Raw genomic sequence first — 17,260 nt, 5'->3', positions numbered from 1 at the left:
ACCCGGTGGGCACCGGTTTCGGTAACCGAACAGGTCAGGTGGCAAATCGGCCGTTGACACTGACGTCAACGTCAATAACACTTGTGACGGTGACCACAAGCGAGGCGCAGGAGCGGGCGCGGTCGGCGCGCAAGGACAGCGCGGGACCGCGACGGGGCGAGTTGCTCGACGCGGCGGCACGGTGCTTCGCCGAACTGGGATACGACCAGACCTCGGTCGAGACGATCACGACGCGGGCGCGCGTCTCCCGGGCGACCTTCTACGCGTATTTCGCCGCCAAGGACGAGGCGTTCGCCGCGCTCACCGAGCGGGTGTGCGCGCAGTTCCTCGACTCGCAACTCGTGGTGGACGTCGAGGTCACCGCGCCCGCCGAGGTCATCGGGGCGACCACACGGGCGTTCGCCGAAGCCGTGTTCGCCAACGGCGCGCTGGTGGCGCTGATCGAGCACCGGGCGGGAATCGATCCCGCGATCGGCGCGCAGTGGTCTCGGGTGCGTACTCGTCTGCGCAAGCGGTTCACCGCGTTTCTCGAACGCGACGAGGTGCGCGGCGGGATCGATCCGTGCGCCCCGCCGACGCGGATCGTCGAGACCCTCGCCGACGCGCTGCTGATCGGCGCCTCCCGGCTCGCCGGAGCCGATCACCACCGCCGCGAACAGTTCATCACCGACCACATCGCCATCGCCGAACGACTGATCGGCTTCACCGGCCAGATCAGCGAACCCGCCGCCGAATTCGAGGACATCCAGTGAAACTGCTGATCGCCAATCGCGGCGAGATCGCCCTGCGCGTCATCCGCACGGCCACCGAACTCGGCATCGACACCGTGGCGGTCTACGCCGACGACGATGCCGACAACCCCGATGTGCACGCGGCGGGCGAGGCGATCGCATTGGCGGGCACCGGCGCCACGCCCTATCTCGACCAGTCCGCGATCCTGGCCGCCGCCAAGGAATCCGGCGCCGACTACATCCATCCCGGCTACGGATTCCTCAGCGAGAACGCCGCATTCGCTCGGGCTTGCGCGGCCGACGGCGTCACGTTCGTCGGGCCCGATCCCGCGGTGCTCGACCTGTTCGGTGACAAGTCCTCGGCCCGCGCGACCGCCGTGGCCGCGGGTGTGCCCGTCTTGCCCGGCACCGAGGGACCGGCCACCGTCGAGGAGGTCCGCGCGTTCTTCGATACACACTCCGGCGCGATCATGATCAAGGCCCTGGCCGGGGGCGGTGGGCGTGGCATGCGGGTGGTGCGAGCGGCCGAGGAGATCGACGACGCGTATCGGCAGTGCGGTGCGGAGGCGCAGCTCGGTTTCGGTAACCCTGCGGTGTTCGCCGAGCTGCTGCTCGAGAACGCCCGGCACATCGAAGTGCAGATCGTCGCCACCGGCGGCAGGGCGCTGGCGCTGGGAGACCGCGATTGCAGCGTGCAGCGCAGACATCAGAAGCTCCTCGAAATCGCTCCCGCGCAGGGGCTTTCGGAGACGCTGCGCAGGGACCTCCACCTCGCGGCGGCCCGGCTGTGCGCCCACGTCGGGTATCGCGGACTGGCGACCGTCGAATTCCTGGTCTCCGATGCCGAATTCGTGTTCCTCGAGGTCAATCCGCGCATCCAGGTGGAGCACACCGTGACCGAGGAGGTGACCGGGGTCGATCTGGTCGCCGTTCAGCTCGCGATCGCCCGGGGCGCACAGTTCGACGAGTTGGGGTTGCCGCGCGGAATCGTCTGCGACGGAACCGAATCCACCGGTGATCCGGCCGCCGCGGACGGCATCGCGATCCAGGCCAGAGTGAACATGGAGACGATGGCGGCCGACGGTTCGGCGGTGCCGACCGCGGGCACGCTGACCGCCTTCGCGCCGCCGACCGGGCCGGGCGTGCGAGTCGACACCTTCGGCCGCTCCGGGTCGACCCCGAGCCCGCGCTACGACTCGCTGCTGGCCAAGGTGATCACCCGCACCCGCGGACAGTCCTTCCCCGCCGCCGCCCGCAAGACCGCGACAGCGCTCGCCGAGTTCACCGTCACCGGTATCAGTACGAACATCGCCTTTCTGCGAGAGATCCTCGCCGACAGCACCTTCCAGTCCGGCCGGGCCACCACCGGTTTTCTCACCGAGCGACTGACCGACCTGGTCGCGGCGGCACAGTCCGATCAGCCCGAGGTCGCGGTCACCGCGGTCGAGCTGTATCCGGGTCAGGAAGCCGTGCGCGCGCAGCTCGCGGGCACGGTGGTCGAGGTGGCGGACGAGGGCGTCGACATCGGCGCCGGTGGTCAGCTCGTGGTGCTCGAGGCGATGAAGATGCAGCATGTGCTCGCCGCGCCGGATGCCGCCAGGGTCGTCCGGGTGCTGGTACGCCCCGGCCGGGTCGTGGCGCCGGGCGATCCGCTGGTCATCATCACCCGGACCGGCGCCGACGGAACCGGCAGCGCGCACACCGATCTCGATCCCGGCCGGGCCCGCGCCGATGTCGACGAGATCCGGGCCAGGCACCGGGTGACCCTCGACGAATCCCGCCCGGCGGCCGTGGAGAAGCGGCACCGGATCGGTCGGCGCACCGCGAGGGAGAACATCGCCGACCTCGTCGACGCGGGCAGCTTCGTCGAGTACGGCGCACTCACGTTCGCCGCCCAACGCACCAGACGCAGCGAAGCGGACCTGATCGCCAACACCCCCGCCGACGGCCTGATCACCGGCCTGGCGACCATCGGCGCCGAGCACTTCGACCATGCCGAGGCGGTGGTGATCTCCTACGACTACACCGTGCTCGCGGGCACCCAGGGCAAGAACAACCACGCCAAGACCGACCGCGCCTTCGAACTGGCCGAACGCAAACGGGTTCCGGTCGTGCTGTTCGCCGAGGGCGGTGGCGGCAGGCCGGGCGACACCGACTGGACCGGCATGGGCCTCGAGGTGACGACCTTCCGCGCGCTCGGCGCCCTGCGCGGGAAGGTGCCGCTGGTGACGATCGTGTCGGGCCGCTGCTTCGCGGGCAATGCCGCGCTGGCCGGCTCCTGTGACGTGATCATCGCGACGCCGGACGCCAATATCGGCATGGGCGGTCCGGCGATGATCGAGGGCGGCGGGCTCGGCGCCTACCGCCCGGAGGACATCGGCCCGATCGACGTGCAGCGACGCAACGGCGTCGTCGATCTGGTGGCCCGCGACGAGGCGCACGCGGTGGCGCTGGCCAAGCAGTACCTCGGCTACTTCCAGGGTCGGGTCGAGGATTTCGAAGCGCCGGACCCACGGCTGGCCCGACACGTGGTGCCGGAGAACCGCTTACGCGCCTACGACATCCATCGCGCCATCGACGCGATCGTCGACGTCGACTCGGTGCTCGAGCTGCGGCCGGACTACGGGGTCGGCGTCGTCACCGCGCTGGTGCGGGTGCACGGCGAACCGTTCGGCTTGATCGCCAACAGCAGCCATCACCTCGGCGGCGCCATCGACGCCGAGGCCGCCGACAAGATGGGCGATTTCCTCACTCTGTGCCAATCTTTCGGGCTGCCGATCGTCTCCCTGTGCGACACACCGGGTTTCATGGTCGGGCCCGAGGCGGAGAAGACCGCGACGGTGCGCCGGTTCAGCAAGTTGTTCGTGCTCGGCGCGCAGCTGAGCGTCCCGTTCGGCACCGTCATCCTGCGCAAGGGCTATGGACTCGGCGCGATGGCGATGACGGCGGGCCATTTCCGCGCGCCGAACTTCACCGTCGCCTGGCCCACCGGCGAGATCGGTCCGATGGGGTTGGAAGGCGCGGTTCGGCTCGGCTTCAGCAAAGAGCTCGCCGCCGTGGCCGATCCGGGCGAGCGCGAGACCCTCTTCCAGCAGTTGCTCACCCTGGCCTACCAGCAGGGCAAGGCGCTCACCGCCGCCACGGGCTTCGAACTCGACGATGTGATCGACCCCGCCGACACCCGCACGTGGATCGCGACCCTCGTCAACAGCCGGGCGCGCGCCGGATCCTGAACACCGGACCGGCGTGCGGGATGCTGCTCGCCGGTCCGTGTGATTGACATTACATTTCCCTTCAACGATACTAAGCAAGCGCTCACTCACTTGAAGTTGACGTCAAGTTCTAATACATTCACCCCTGCGGATTCACCGAGGGGCCTGATCACCGTGTACCGACAGATCCCTTCGAAAGGACTTCTCGTGAGAGTTACCGACAAGGTGGCCATCGTGACCGGTGGCGGCGCGGGCATCGGCGCCGCACTGGCCGCCGCACTCGCCGCGGCCGGTGCGAAGGTGGTGGTGTCCGACATCGACGAGGCCGCCGCGCTGGCCGTGTCGGAGCGGATCGACGCCGACCACCCCGGCGCCACCGTGGGTGTCGGCGCCGACGCAGCCGACACCGAGGCGATCAGAGGTCTGATCGCGGTGGCGCGGAATCACTTCGGGCCGGTCGACCTGTACTTCGCCAATGCGGGCATCGTCGGCGCCCCCGGGCTCGACGTCACCGACGACGACTGGAGCCGCGCCCTCGAGGTGAACCTGCGCGCCCACACCCGCGCCGCGCGGCTGCTGGTGCCCGAATGGGTCGAACGCGGTGCGGGCTACTTCATCAGCACCGCTTCCGCCGCGGGGCTGCTCACCCAGATCGGATCGGCCACCTACTCGGTGAGCAAGCACGCCGCGGTCGGGTTCGCCGAGTGGCTCAGCGTCACCTACGGCGACCAGGGTGTTCGCGTCAGCTGCCTGTGCCCGATGGGCGTCAACACGAAACTGCTCTACGCGGGCCGGGACTCGGGCGAGGAGATCGGCGCCACCGCGACCCGGGCCGTCGTCTCGGCGGGCGACGTCCTCGAACCCGCCGCGGTGGCCGACATCGTGCTCGCGGCCGTCGACGCCGAGGAATTCCTGATCCTGCCGCATCCCCAGGTGCTCGACATGTACCGCCACAAAGGCGCCGATTACGACCGCTGGCTGCGCGGCATGCGCCGCTACCAGTCGTCGTTGCTGACCGAAACCCACTGAGCGAGAGATCAAGTCATGACACTGTTCGATCTGAGCGATCGCGCGAAGAAGTACTCCGAAGAACTGCTCGACTTCATGGACGCCCACGTCTACCCGGCCGAGGCCGTGTACGACGTGCAGATGCGCGAATCCGGCGATCCCCATTTCCAGCCGCCCATTGTGGAAGAGCTCAAAGCCGAGGCCAAACGACGCGGACTGTGGAATCTCTTCCACCCGCACCCCGGCCGCGGCCCCGGCCTGACCAACCTCGAATACGCGCCGCTGGCCGAGATCATGGGCCGTAGCCATCTCGCGTCCGAAGCCTGCAACTGCAACGCCCCCGACACCGGCAACATGGAAGTGCTGGAGCTGTTCGGCACCGAGGAGCACAAAGAGAAGTACCTGAAGCCGCTGCTCGACGGCACCATGGCCTCGGCCTTCGCGATGACCGAACCGCGGGTGGCCAGCTCCGATGCCACCAATATCGAACTGTCGATGGTGCGCGACGGCGAAGAATATGTGCTCAACGGCCGAAAGTGGTTCGCCACCAACGCCTTGCACAAGAACTGTCGCGTGATGATCGTGATGGGCAAGACCGATCCCACCGCGGCGCCGCACCGCCAGCAAACCATGATGGTGGTCCCGATCGACGCGCCGGGCGTCACGATCATCCGCGGGCTGCCGGTGTTCGGCTTCCAGGAACGCGAAGGCCACGCCGAGATCGACTTCGCCGACGTGCGGGTGCCCGTCACCGATGTACTCAAGGGCGAGGGCGAGGGTTTCGCGATCAGCCAGGCCCGGCTCGGGCCAGGCCGCATCCACCACTGCATGCGCAGCATCGGCATGGCCGAGCGCGCACTGGAGATGATGTGCAAGCGCGCGCAGGCGCGGGTCACCTTCGGCAAGCCGGTGGCCGAGAACGCCAATATTCAGGACTGGATCGCCGAGTCGCGCATCGACATCGAGATGATCCGGTTGCTCACGCTCAAGGCGGCGTACCTGATGGACACCGTCGGCAACAAGGCCGCGCGCACCGAGATCGCCGCGATCAAGGTGGCCGCGCCGAACATCGCGCTCAAGGTCGTGGACCGGGCCATTCAGGTGCACGGCGCGGGTGGCGTCACCGACGATTTCCCGCTCGCCGCCGCCTGGGCGCACCTGCGCACGCTCCGGCTCGCCGACGGACCCGACGAAGTGCACAAGCGTGCCATCGCACGTCAGGAACTGAACAAGTACCGGGAGCGCAACTGAGATGACCGGACTGGAAGAGGAGCACTGATCAGATGAAAGCCTGGCAGTTGGCCGAACTCGGCGAACCACGGGAAGTACTGCAGTTCAACGACATCGACGACCCGGTGGCGGGAGAGGGGCAGCTGCTGGTGCGCGTTCTCGCGACGCCGGCCAACTTCCCCGATGTGCTGTTGTGCCGTGGGCAGTATCAGATCAAGCCGCCACTGCCGTTCACCCCTGGCGTGGAACTGTGCGGCGAAGTGCTGGCGGTCGGTGCGGGTGTGGACCGGTTCGCGGTCGGTGATCGGATCGTCGGCACCGCCGACCTGCCCGGCGGCGCGTTCGCCGAGCTGGCCGTACTCGATGCCGAAAACGCCTTCCCCGCACCGGAATCCCTCGACGATGCCGAGGCTTCGGCGTTGGTCATCGGCTACCAGACGAGCTGGTTCGCGCTGCACCGCCGGACTCGGCTGCAGCCCGGCGAGACGCTGCTGGTGCACGCCGCGGCGGGTGGCGTCGGCAGCTCCGCGGTGCAGTTGGGCAAGGCCGCGGGAGCACGGGTGATCGGTGTGGTCGGCGGACCGGCGAAGGCCGACTACTGCCGCGAGCTCGGCGCCGACCTCGTGATCGACCGGCACACCGAGGATTTCGTGCCGCTCGTCAAGGAGTTCACCGGTGGTCGCGGCGCCGACGTGGTCTACGACCCGGTCGGCGGCGACGCCTACGCCAAGTCCACCAAGTGCATCGCCTTCGAAGGTCGCATCCTCGTGATCGGCTTCGCCGGCGGCACCATCCCCCAGCCCGCGCTCAATCACGCGCTGATCAAGAACTATTCGATCATCGGTCTGCACTGGGGTCTCTACAAGCAGTACAACCAGCAGGCGATCCACGACTGCCATACCGAGCTGACCCGGCTCGCCGCGGCAGGCCAGGTGAAACCGCTGATCAGCGAGCGACTCTCGTTCGCCGATGTCCCCGACGGGCTCGGCCGTCTCGGCGACGGCAGCACCGTCGGCCGCGTCGTGTTCCACCCGTGAACGCCGGTATATAACTACACCATGGAACGATCCGCGGACCCCGACAGCGAGGGCGCGCTGCCCTCGATGGCACGCACCTCGCTGTTGCGCGACCTGCCCGCCACCCAGCGCGGACTGCGTACGCGGGACGCGCTGATCGCGGCGGGCCGGAAGGTGTTCGAGCGGATGGGATATCTCGATACCCGGCTCATCGACATCACCCAGGAAGCCCACTGCTCGTCGGGGACCTTCTACACCTATTTCGCCAGCAAAGAGGAGATCTTCGCCGCGATCCTCGAGCACGCCCAGGAAGACATGATGCATCCCGGGATGCCGCATGTGACGGGCGAGGACGACCCGGCCTCGATCATCGAGGCCGCCAACCTGGCCTACTTCGAGGCCTACAAGCGCAATGCGAAGCTGATGGGACTGCTCGAGCAGGTCGCCCAAATCGACCCCGAATTCAGCAAGCTGCGCCAGCACCGTGCCGATGCCTTCATCGGCCGCAATGCCCGCGGCATCGCCGATCTCCAGCGACGCGGCCTGGCCGACCCCGACATCGATCCGATGCTCACCTCACGCGCCCTCTCGGGCATGGTCAGCCGCATGGCCTTCAACTACTTCGTCATCGGCGACGGCGAGTTCGACGGCAGTCGGATTCCGATGGAAGAAGTTGTCCACACCCTGTCGCGACTGTGGACCAACGCCCTGCGGATGCCGGTCACGAGCTGACCGGCTCGCGCCGCCCACCTACGAAAAAATCCCCTCACCGTGTACTTCGGTGAGGGGATCGAAGGTGGCCAGAGCCGGGATCGAACCGGCGACCTACCGCTTTTCAGGCGGTCGCTCGTACCAACTGAGCTACCTGGCCGGAAGTACCGGATTGCTCTGGTACTACGTGCGACCCTGACGGGACTCGAACCCGCGACCTCCGCCGTGACAGGGCGGCGCGCTAACCAACTGCGCTACAGGGCCATGCATACCTGCAGTACTACTAGACACAGTCCGAAGACTGTACCCCCTACGGGATTCGAACCCGCGCTACCGCCTTGAAAGGGCGGCGTCCTAGGCCGCTAGACGAAGGGGGCTCGTTCCGAATCTCTCCGGGGCGGCTTCAACGTTTCCGTTGGGAGCTCGCATAGCTTATGACAGGTGTGCGCAGAGTTCCAAATCGCCTGGTCAGGCGCCCAAACCGAGGTCATCCAGGCGTGCTTGCTCCCGCCAGCCCTCGGTGCGGAAAGTCTGGATCCACAGCGGGGTCGCCATCGCCTCCACGATAACCTCCAGCACCTCGGCGAAGCGGGCACGCAGGTCGGCGGCGGAGCCGTTGGAGATCGGGTCGACCAGATAGCGCTGCCCGGCCAGCGCCGCGGACAGGGTCCGGGTGAAGCGGTCGGGATCGGCGTCGGCGCGCAGCTGTCCGTCGTCGATGGCGCGGACCGCGAGCACGCGAGTGGCTCGGCCGACGATGCGTCCGCCGCCGTTGCCGGTGTCGCGATGGAAGTCGGGTTCGATCACGAGGCGGTACTCCGCTTGCACGATGGTGTCGTGCTCGAGCCGAAGCGCGATCTCGTCGACCATGCCGTGCAGTACATCGAGCGGACCGAGGTCGGCGCGCGCCAGCCAGCGCTCCGCGCAGATCCGGTACCGCTCGACCGCGGTCTCCAACACCGCGCGCGCCAGATCTTCCTTGGAGTCGAAGTGGAAGTACATCGCGCCCTTGGTGGCACGCGAACCTTCCAGAATGCGGTTGAGCGATGCCGCGGCATATCCACTCTTCCCGAACTCGACGGCCGCGGATTTGATAATTGCCGCGCGTGTCCGGCGCGCCCGCTCTTGCTGCCGTGCCATCCTCGAAACGCCTCCGAACCTTCTCGACGCCGGCGGTCGAATACAGACCGCTGGTGCGAATTGTGGTTTTAATTCAAACTTTCGGTATGAAAGACTCGCGGTGCCTCGCACAGCGGCCCCGCCACCGGTGAGAACCGCCTCCTCCTGCGGCGACGACTACCCCTTTGCCGGGAGTTCGCGCACCCATCGCGATCACCTCGGCCTGCAATCTGTCGATGAATTACGAAACGCCGCACCCTGCACCGGAGCCACGGAAAACGCGGCACCGGTGATTGTTTCGAAATTCACCAGGCGATCACCGTACCCGCATTCCCGAGACGACACGCGGCGATTGGTGTACCTATCCGAACATCCGGTCCGGTTATCCACATCAGCAAACGAAGCGCAACCGGAATGGTTAGTCCGGGTACGAATTCCGTAGGCGCGCAGCCCGGTTGACCGGCTCATCGGCGCCGCCGAAGTTCGCCGAACGGTCGCGAGACCGGCGCCCACCGTGGACCACTCCATCGCTCCTGCACCCCAGCTTGTCGAAAGATGTTGCGATACAACAATATTCGACAACCATACGCAACCCATAGCGCGAACGGTGCTGGGCACCAGGTGTTTACCGAGAATCGTCGCGGACGCCCCCGCCGTTACCGGCCGCCACCAGCGGCGATCAGATGCCCGCAACGCGACCGAGGACCACGGTTCGGCCCTTCGGCACCGCGTCCGCTAGACTCCGCTGCGCGCCCCTTTAGCTCAGTTGGTAGAGCTGGTGACTTTTAATCACTAGGTCGTAGGTTCGAGTCCTACAGGGGGCACCACCAACTACCACCGTGACCATCGTCACGTGGCGACGCGCCAAGCGCAGACGCCGCCGAAAACCGTCGGGTTCATCGACCTGTGCACCTACTCTGAGCGCGACCCGGGCCCCCGGGCGCCCACAACCTCAGGCGGAGTGAGATGACTTCCTTCGACGAATTGCTCTCCCAAGTACCCATCGCCCAGATCGCCGACCAACTCGGCGTCGACCAGGCGACCGCGACCACGGCCGTGCAGGCCGCGCTGCCCACGCTGCTCGGCGGCCTCCAGGTCAATGCCGCCGAGCCACAGGGCGCGGCGTCTCTGCTCGGCGCGCTCGACAACCACGGCGGCCTCGTCGAAGGCGACGGCGCGGTCGATCTCGGGCAGGTGGACGTCGGCGACGGCGAGAAGATCGTCGACAACGTCTTCGGTGACGAGAAGAACACCGTCATCAGCGCGCTCGGCGCGGGCGGCGGGACCGGCGGCAACGATCTGATCGGCAAGCTGCTGCCGATCCTGGCCCCGATCGTGCTCGCCTATTTGGCCAAGCAGCTCACCGGCGGCGGCGCCACGGCACCGGCGCCCCAGCAGACGCAGGCCTCCGGTGGCGGTCTCGGCGATCTGCTCGGCGGTCTGCTCGGCGGCAGCAGCAATAGCGGCGGGCTCGGCGGAATGATCGGCGATGCCCTGTCGAAGAACGCGGGCGGTGCGCTGGGCAGCGTGCTCGGCGGCCTGCTCGGCGGCAAGCGCTGAGATGTTCATCTACCTGTAGTTAACGTCGCGAGGCCCGCAGCGATAGTCCCTATGCTGCGGGTCGAACACCTAGACTCGTCAGCAAGACCATCGGATCTACTGACGAGTTGTGGCGTTGCTCAATATCGTCGGAAAACCGCTCTGTTGCGTTTCGCATCACACCTACGGTGCCGTAAGGTATGGCCGCATCGCGACGTTCGACCGCAAGCACGACAGCGAAGGGTTTTTACATGGCAAGGGATCTGACTCAACTCGAACTGCTCACGGAGTTGGAGCCGGTTGCCGAGGAAAACGTCAACCGGCACATGTCGCTGGCCAAAGAATGGCATCCGCACGACTACGTCCCGTGGGACGAGGGCCGCAACTTCGCCGCCATGGGCGGCATCGATTGGGATCCTGAGCAGTCCAAGCTCAGTGAGGTCGCCAAGGCGGCCATGATCACCAACCTGCTCACCGAGGACAATCTGCCGTCCTACCACCGTGAGATCGCGGAGAACTTCTCCCAGGACGGCGCCTGGGGCACCTGGGTCGGTCGCTGGACCGCCGAGGAGAACCGGCACGGCATCGTGATGCGCGACTACCTGGTTGTCACCCGCGGCGTGGATCCGGTCGCCCTCGAAGAGGCGCGCATGATCCACATGACCAACGGCTTCGCCTCCCCCACCGAGGTCGACGCGGGCTTCCTGCACTCGGTCGCCTACGTGACCTTCCAGGAACTGGCCACCCGGGTGAGCCACCGCAACACCGGCAGGGTGTGCGACGACCCGATCGCCGACCGCATGCTGCAGCGCGTCGCGGCCGACGAGAACCTGCACATGATCTTCTACCGCAACCTCTGCGGCGCGGCGATGGACCTGAGCCCCGACCAGACCATCGAGGCGATCTCGCTGATCGTCGAGAACTTCCAGATGCCCGGCGCCGGGATGCCGAACTTCCGTCGCAACGGCGTGCTGATGGCCAAGCACGGGATCTACGACCTGCGTCAGCACCTCGAAGAGGTCGTGCAGCCGGTGCTCAAGAAGTGGAACGTCTTCGATCGCACCGACTTCACCGCACGCGGCGAGGCCACCCGTGAGCGCCTGGCCGGCTTCCTGGAGAAGCTGGGCGAGGACGTGCTCAAGTTCGAGGAGCAGCGCGACCGGATGCTCGCGCGCGAAGCCAAGAAGCGCGAGATGGCCAGCGTCTAGGTTTCACCACGAAAGCGCCGCCCACCGGGTTTCCGGTAGGCGGCGCTTCTGTCTGTCCGGGGTTACTTGATCGGCAGGGCGCCGTCGGCGCTGCCGACGTCGGTGATCTTCCAGTCCTTGCCCGCGTCGACGGTGATGTTGTAGGTCACCGTGTTGCGCAGGCCGTCGGGGTTCTGCGCGTTGGTGGTGCTCACGTCGACGAAGGCGGCGACCTTGTAGACCTCGCCCTCCTGCGAGAGCACCTTGGCGGTGATCGGCGCCGCGGTGGAGGTCCACTTCAGCGGGATGATGATCTGCTCGAGCTTGTCGCCGGTGGCATCGAACTTGTTCGACAGTTCGGGGGAGGTACCGGCCTTGAGCTCGGCGACCCAGGCGTCGACGTCCTGATAGTTCAGGGTGGCCGAGCCGACGGAGTAGTCGAGCGCGATCTGCTCGGCCTTCGCGTTGTCGGCGGCCTGGTCCTTCATGTCGGAGATCTCCGAACGCGCCGAGCCGAGCAGCACGCCGAGCACGAGGGCGATGATCGCGAGGACGGCGATCACCGCGCCGCCCACCAGCGACGAAACGCGCACGGCGACCGTGCCCTTGGTGGGCGTGGCAGGGGTTTTCGTCAGGTCGGTGGCGTCTTCGTTGCTTTCGGCCATGAGCGTCTTCTCCGATTACGTGGGGACAGCGCACCGCCGGAGGCGACGATGCCAGCAGCGTAAGGCTACTGAGGTTTCGGAACCGTTCCGGACACGGCGTAGCAGGTAAACGGTGTCGGCGGGGTCGCAGTGGCGGCGATGACCCGGTGATAAGCGTTCGGACGCGAGATCGATCACATCGGGGCGGATGAGACAATCATTCGCGTGACTACCACGCTGCCCCAGGCGCCCACCGCGCTGCGGATCGGGCCCTACCCGGTCGACCCGCCGGTTGTGCTCGCGCCGATGGCGGGCATCACCAACCGTGCCTTCCGCCGGTTGTGCCGGGAATTCGGTAGCGCGACCTCGATCTACGTGTGCGAGATGATCACCGCACGCGCGGTGGTCGAGCGCAACGAGAAGACCCTGCACATGATGTCGTTCGACGACGACGAGCATCCGCGCTCGATGCAGCTCTACGGTGTGGATCCCAAGACGCTCGGCGAGGCGGTGCGGATCATCGTCGGCGAGGGCTGGGCCGACCACATCGACCTCAACCTCGGCTGCCCGGTGCGCAAGGTGACCAAGCTCGGTGGCGGTTCGGCACTGCCGTACAAGCGCAGGCTGTTCGCCAACATCGTGCGCGAGATGGTGGCCGCGGCCGAACCGGCGGGTGTGCCGGTGACCTTCAAGTTCCGCATCGGCATCGACGACGACCACCACACCTACCTCGACACCGGCCGCATCGCCGAGGCCGAGGGCGCGGCCGCCGTGGCGCTGCACGCGCGCACCGCCGCACAGCTGTACTCGGGCGCGGCCGACTGGTCGGCCATCGCACGGCTCAAGGAAACCGTCACCTCCATCCCGGTGCTCGGCAACGGCGACATCTTCACCGCCGACGACGCGCTGCGGATGATGGACGAGACCGGCTGCGACGGCGTGGTCGTCGGCCGCGGCTGCCTCGGTCGGCCCTGGCTGTTCGCCGAACTCAGCGCGGCCCTGCGCGGCGAACCGATCCCGGAGGGGCCGACGCTCGGCCGCGTCGGGGAGATCCTGGTCCGCCACGCCACCCTGCTCACCGAGCACGACGGTGAGGACAAGGCCATGCGCGATATCCGCAAGCACATGGCCTGGTACCTGATGGGTTTCCCGGTCGGCTCGCAGCTGCGGCGCAGCTTCGCCACCGTGTCGAAGCTGTCGCAGATCGAGGATCTGGTCGGACAGCTCGACCCCACCGTGCCGTTCCCCACCGACGCGCTCGGCCCGCGTGGGCGGCAGGGTTCGCCGCAGACCAAGGTCGTGCTCCCCGAGGGCTGGCTCGACGACCCGGAAGACGACACTGTTCCGGCCGCGGCCGATGTGATGCACAGCGGCGGCTGATCAGGCGCCGATAACGGGTCGACATCAATTCGTAAGCCGTCGCTGTTTCGGCCGTCCACACCCGCTCGAACAGGGCTTTCCTGAGCCTGGCGAACCATCTCGATCAATTCGTCGGCGATTCCGCTGTGCACTGGAGTGGCCACTCGTGGCGGAATCGTTATCATTGCGGGATCGTTCGACTCTGGTTCGATCGGAGCCGGCCGATGACGCGCAGGCTGCGCCAGATAGAGGAGTGAGGTTCGTTGGTGGGTGACGATCGGCGCGGGCGTACGCCCCGGCCTGGAAATCGCGCCCCCTGGGAGCGCTATCCGACGGCCGAACCCCCCGAGCAACCTGATACCGGCTCTCGACGTTCCCGGCACGCGGACGCGGTGCCCGACGCCAACAACGCCGCGCCGCTGACGGTGGCCGATCTGGTCAACCGCGTCGACAGCGAACGCACCAGGCGCGGCAGACGGGTGCCCCCCGCCGAGAGCGCCGAGCCCGGCTCGCGCGCGGGCCGTCGAGCCCGCGAGCAGGCGCCGCGTCCCACCCCACGTCCCGACATCGCCCCCCGCACCGACGGCTCCCCCGTCGTCGACGACATCGCGGGTAAGCCGCCACACCGCGCCGAATCCCCCGCCGACCGCACCGCGACCACCGCGCTACCCGCCCAGGCGAAAGAGCAGGCACGTAAGGCTCCCCCGGCGCGGCGCGTGGCCGCCGAGCCGGTCGATCCGCCCACGGACATCCTGCCCACGGTCGCCGCCGCGGAGCCCGAGCGCGCCAGGCCCGTGAAAACCGCCTCCGCCGCACCGCCGCGTCGTCCGGGCACCGAAGGTCGGCGTAGCAAGCAGGCTCGAATGGCGGGCCGGGTCTCGCTGACGTTCGTGGCGGTGCTCGCCCTCGTCATCACCGGCGGCGGCTGGAGCTACCTACAGGCCACCAGCAACAGCTTCACGCAGGTCTCAGCTCTCGACGGCAGCACCGAAGACGTCCTTGACGCCAACCTGCAACTCGGCGACGAGAACTATCTGATCATCGGTACCGATACCAGGGCAGGCGCGAACAGCAATGTCGGTGCAGGTTCCACTGACGACGCCGAAGGCGCCAGGGCCGACACAGTTATGCTGGTGCACATTCCCAAAGATCGTTCGAGGGTCGTTGCGGTGTCGTTCCCCCGGGATCTGGACGTCAGCCGTCCCAAGTGTGAGGGCTGGGACAACGCCAAACCAGGCTACACAGGTCAGTTCTTCCCCCCTTTTGACGGAGACAAGCTCAACGCGGTCTACGCACTCGGGGGCCCCAAGTGTTTGGTCGACGTCGTAAGAAAAATGACCGGGCTCAGCATCGGTCACTTCATCGGCATAGACTTCGCCGGATTTGAAGCCATGGTCGATGAGATCGGCGGAGTCGACGTCTGTTCGACCAAACCGATTATCGACGGTGTCCTCGGTACCGTACTCGAGTCATCCGGAGTCCAGCACATCGACGGGTCAACCGCACTCAACTATGTGCGGGCAAGGCACGTGGTCGGTGAGGAACGCAGCGACTACGACCGCATCGCCAGGCAGCAGAAGTTCCTGTCCTCGCTGTTGCGGACGGCATTATCCGGCCAGGTCCTGCTGGACCTCGGCAAGCTGAACCGTTTCATCGGCGCGTTCCGCGAACACACCTTCGTCCACAAGGTCGAACCGCAGGACTTGCTGTTGCTCGGCCGATCCATGCAAAACTTGAACGCGGGCGCGGTAACCTTCATCACAATTCCGACAGCGGGGACCACCGCCTACGGCAACGAGATCCCCCGCGAATCCGACATCAAGGCGATCTTCCGATCGATCATCGATGCTCAGCCCCTGCCCGGAGAGAAGACCGCACCACCGGTCAGCAGTACTCCGACGCCGCCTCCGACTACTCCGCCCGCCCTGAACGCCGTATTGCCCAGTTCGGTCTCGCTGCTGGTTTCCAACGGTTCAGGCCAGATCGGAGCCGCCAACCGTGCGGCCACCAAACTCGGCAATCAGGGCTTCAGCATCTACACCACCGGCAACTACGCCGACGGCACCGCCCCCAACTCCAAGGTCCGCTTCGGACCAGGCCAAGAAGCAGAGGCGGCCACCGTGGCGAGCTCAGTGCCTGGCGCAAGTCTCGAGGAAGCGAGCGATTTGGGTGGCCTCATCGAGGTCGTCCTCGGTGCTGATTTCAACGGCACCATCCGACCCCCGACCGAAGTCGGCGCACAACTTCCTCGGGTCCCAATCGGCAAACCGTACAGCGCGGGGCCAGTCGCGCTGCCCTCCGACCTCGAGCACATGAATGCCGCCGACGAAACCTGCTCCTGACATCCGCGCAACCTCAACTGGCGGAACATCTTTCGTGACTACAGTCGATTATTTGGATACACTCGGCCGTGTCATCGGTGACCGATGACACCGATTGGGAGGGGATTCCATGATCAAGAAATTGGTCTTCTGTGTCACGACAACGGCTGCGGCAGTAGCGCTACTGGCCGCTCCAGCTCAGGCGAAACCGGACTGGGGCCACTACTGGCACAAGTACCCGAGCTTGCAGGAGTGCGAGGTCCAGGCGGAGCAATTCCGTAGCACCGGCACACGTGCCAGCGCTTGCGAGTACGACGGTGGCGGCAGTTGGCAGTTCTGGACTTAGCCGAGTAATTCCGACTCTGATGCCCGCACTCGCGGGCATCAGAGTCGGTCCGGGCGCTGACCTGCCACGACACTGCCATGCGGCATTAACCCAGTGTTGGGTGACAGCTGTCCGGGTACCCACTAGGGTCAGCAATCATGCGTGTCATCTACAACGAGCAAATGGCCGACCTCGCCAACCTCCTCGGCGAGATGGCCGGTCTCGCTGGCCAGGCCATGGAACAGGCCACCCAATCACTGCTGCAGGCCGACCTGAGCCTGGCCGAGCAGGTCATCGGTGAGCAGGATCGGATCTCGGTGATGATCACCGAGGCCGAGGAGAGGGCCTTCGCGCTGCTCGCACTGCAGGCACCCGTCGCGGGCGACCTGCGTCAGGTCGTAAGCGCGATCCAGATCGTGGGCGACGTCAACCGGATGGGCGCGCTCGCGCTGCACGTCGCCAAGGTGACCCGCCGCCGCCACCCCGCGCACGCCCTCCCCGAGTCGGTCAACGGCTACTTCGCCGAGATGGGCCGCATCGCGGTAAACATGGGCGCTGGTGCCAAAGAGGTGCTCGAGACCCGCGACCCTGAGCGCGCCGCCCAGCTCAACCAGGACGACGAAGCGATGGACGACCTCCACCGCCACCTGTTCACCCTCCTGATGGACCGCGACTGGAAGTACGGCGTAGCCGCCGCCGTCGACGTCACCCTCCTTGGCCGCTACTACGAGCGCTTCGCCGACCACGCCGTGGAGATCGGCCGTCGCGTCATCTTCCTGGTAACGGGCGTTCTCCCTAACGACGAGGACGTCGAAACCAGCTGAGTAAGAATATAAAAGGCCCGTGCATATCGCACGG

The 17,260-nt window shown here is 66.7% G+C and carries 13 protein-coding genes and 4 tRNA genes; 12 read left to right on the top strand and 5 right to left on the bottom strand.

Features of this window, described 5'->3' with window-relative positions:
* Window positions 1-89 precede the first annotated feature (89 nt).
* The 6 genes from QX204_RS01330 to QX204_RS01305 all read left to right on the top strand — a co-directional run bounded on the left by QX204_RS01330 (window position 90) and on the right by QX204_RS01305 (window position 7,929).
* Window positions 90-752, top strand: coding sequence for a TetR/AcrR family transcriptional regulator (locus QX204_RS01330; protein ID WP_301904807.1), 663 nt, complete (start codon window positions 90-92; stop codon window positions 750-752).
* Complete coding sequence (locus tag QX204_RS01325; protein WP_301904806.1) at window positions 749-3,964, top strand: acetyl-CoA carboxylase family protein; 3,216 nt, start codon at window positions 749-751, stop codon at window positions 3,962-3,964. The genes QX204_RS01330 and QX204_RS01325 overlap by 4 nt, the downstream gene beginning before the upstream one ends.
* A 186-nt stretch (window positions 3,965-4,150) precedes the next feature.
* Window positions 4,151-4,972, top strand: a complete 822-nt coding sequence (locus QX204_RS01320; protein WP_301904805.1) for an SDR family oxidoreductase — start codon at window positions 4,151-4,153, stop codon at window positions 4,970-4,972.
* 15 nt (window positions 4,973-4,987) lie between these two features.
* On the top strand, window positions 4,988-6,202 hold the full coding sequence (locus QX204_RS01315; protein WP_301904804.1) for an acyl-CoA dehydrogenase family protein: 1,215 nt from the start codon (window positions 4,988-4,990) through the stop codon (window positions 6,200-6,202).
* A gap of 32 nt (window positions 6,203-6,234) precedes the next feature.
* Window positions 6,235-7,218, top strand: a complete 984-nt coding sequence (locus QX204_RS01310; RefSeq protein WP_301904803.1) for an NADPH:quinone oxidoreductase family protein — start codon at window positions 6,235-6,237, stop codon at window positions 7,216-7,218.
* A 21-nt stretch (window positions 7,219-7,239) separates the two neighbouring features.
* Entirely contained in the window at window positions 7,240-7,929 is a 690-nt protein-coding gene (locus QX204_RS01305; RefSeq protein WP_301904802.1) for a TetR/AcrR family transcriptional regulator, read from the top strand.
* Between the two features lie 65 nt (window positions 7,930-7,994).
* Here QX204_RS01305 and QX204_RS01300 read toward each other — a convergent pair.
* The 4 genes from QX204_RS01300 to QX204_RS01285 form a co-directional block, all read right to left on the bottom strand.
* Window positions 7,995-8,068 (bottom strand) — tRNA-Phe (locus tag QX204_RS01300).
* Between the two features lie 30 nt (window positions 8,069-8,098).
* Window positions 8,099-8,172: transfer RNA gene (locus QX204_RS01295), tRNA-Asp, on the bottom strand.
* Window positions 8,173-8,212: 40 nt separating this feature from the next.
* Window positions 8,213-8,285 (bottom strand) — tRNA-Glu (locus QX204_RS01290).
* Between the two features lie 91 nt (window positions 8,286-8,376).
* Complete coding sequence (locus tag QX204_RS01285; RefSeq protein ID WP_056818701.1) at window positions 8,377-9,048, bottom strand: TetR family transcriptional regulator; 672 nt, start codon at window positions 9,046-9,048, stop codon at window positions 8,377-8,379.
* A 730-nt stretch (window positions 9,049-9,778) separates the two neighbouring features.
* Between QX204_RS01285 and QX204_RS01280 the strand changes: the two genes are divergently transcribed.
* From QX204_RS01280 to QX204_RS01270, 3 genes are all read left to right on the top strand, one after another.
* Window positions 9,779-9,854: transfer RNA gene (locus QX204_RS01280), tRNA-Lys, on the top strand.
* 139 nt (window positions 9,855-9,993) lie between these two features.
* Window positions 9,994-10,587, top strand: a complete 594-nt coding sequence (locus QX204_RS01275) for a DUF937 domain-containing protein (RefSeq protein ID WP_301904801.1) — start codon at window positions 9,994-9,996, stop codon at window positions 10,585-10,587.
* A 230-nt stretch (window positions 10,588-10,817) separates the two neighbouring features.
* Complete coding sequence (locus QX204_RS01270) at window positions 10,818-11,774, top strand: acyl-ACP desaturase (protein WP_301904800.1); 957 nt, start codon at window positions 10,818-10,820, stop codon at window positions 11,772-11,774.
* A 62-nt stretch (window positions 11,775-11,836) separates the two neighbouring features.
* On the opposite strand, the gene QX204_RS01265 is transcribed toward QX204_RS01270, so the two are convergent.
* Window positions 11,837-12,418, bottom strand: a complete 582-nt coding sequence (locus QX204_RS01265) for a hypothetical protein (RefSeq protein ID WP_301904799.1) — start codon at window positions 12,416-12,418, stop codon at window positions 11,837-11,839.
* 285 nt (window positions 12,419-12,703) lie between these two features.
* Here QX204_RS01265 and dusB point away from each other — a divergent pair, with 285 nt between their 5' ends.
* From dusB to phoU, 3 genes are all read left to right on the top strand, one after another.
* On the top strand, window positions 12,704-13,777 hold the full coding sequence (gene dusB / locus QX204_RS01260) for a tRNA dihydrouridine synthase DusB (protein ID WP_301908221.1): 1,074 nt from the start codon (window positions 12,704-12,706) through the stop codon (window positions 13,775-13,777).
* A 371-nt stretch (window positions 13,778-14,148) separates the two neighbouring features.
* Window positions 14,149-16,098: an LCP family protein gene (locus QX204_RS01255; RefSeq protein ID WP_367620150.1), complete on the top strand. Its 1,950-nt coding sequence runs from the start codon at window positions 14,149-14,151 to the stop codon at window positions 16,096-16,098.
* A 462-nt stretch (window positions 16,099-16,560) separates the two neighbouring features.
* Entirely contained in the window at window positions 16,561-17,226 is a 666-nt protein-coding gene (gene phoU, locus QX204_RS01250; RefSeq protein WP_301904797.1) for a phosphate signaling complex protein PhoU, read from the top strand.
* Window positions 17,227-17,260 lie beyond the last annotated feature (34 nt).

It is taken from the genome of Nocardia sp. PE-7 (genome assembly GCF_030486425.1).
Lineage (GTDB): Bacteria > Actinomycetota > Actinomycetes > Mycobacteriales > Mycobacteriaceae > Nocardia > Nocardia salmonicida_A.
Note: the sequence above shows the minus strand (reverse complement) of the source record. Positions and strands in the feature narration are given on the sequence as shown.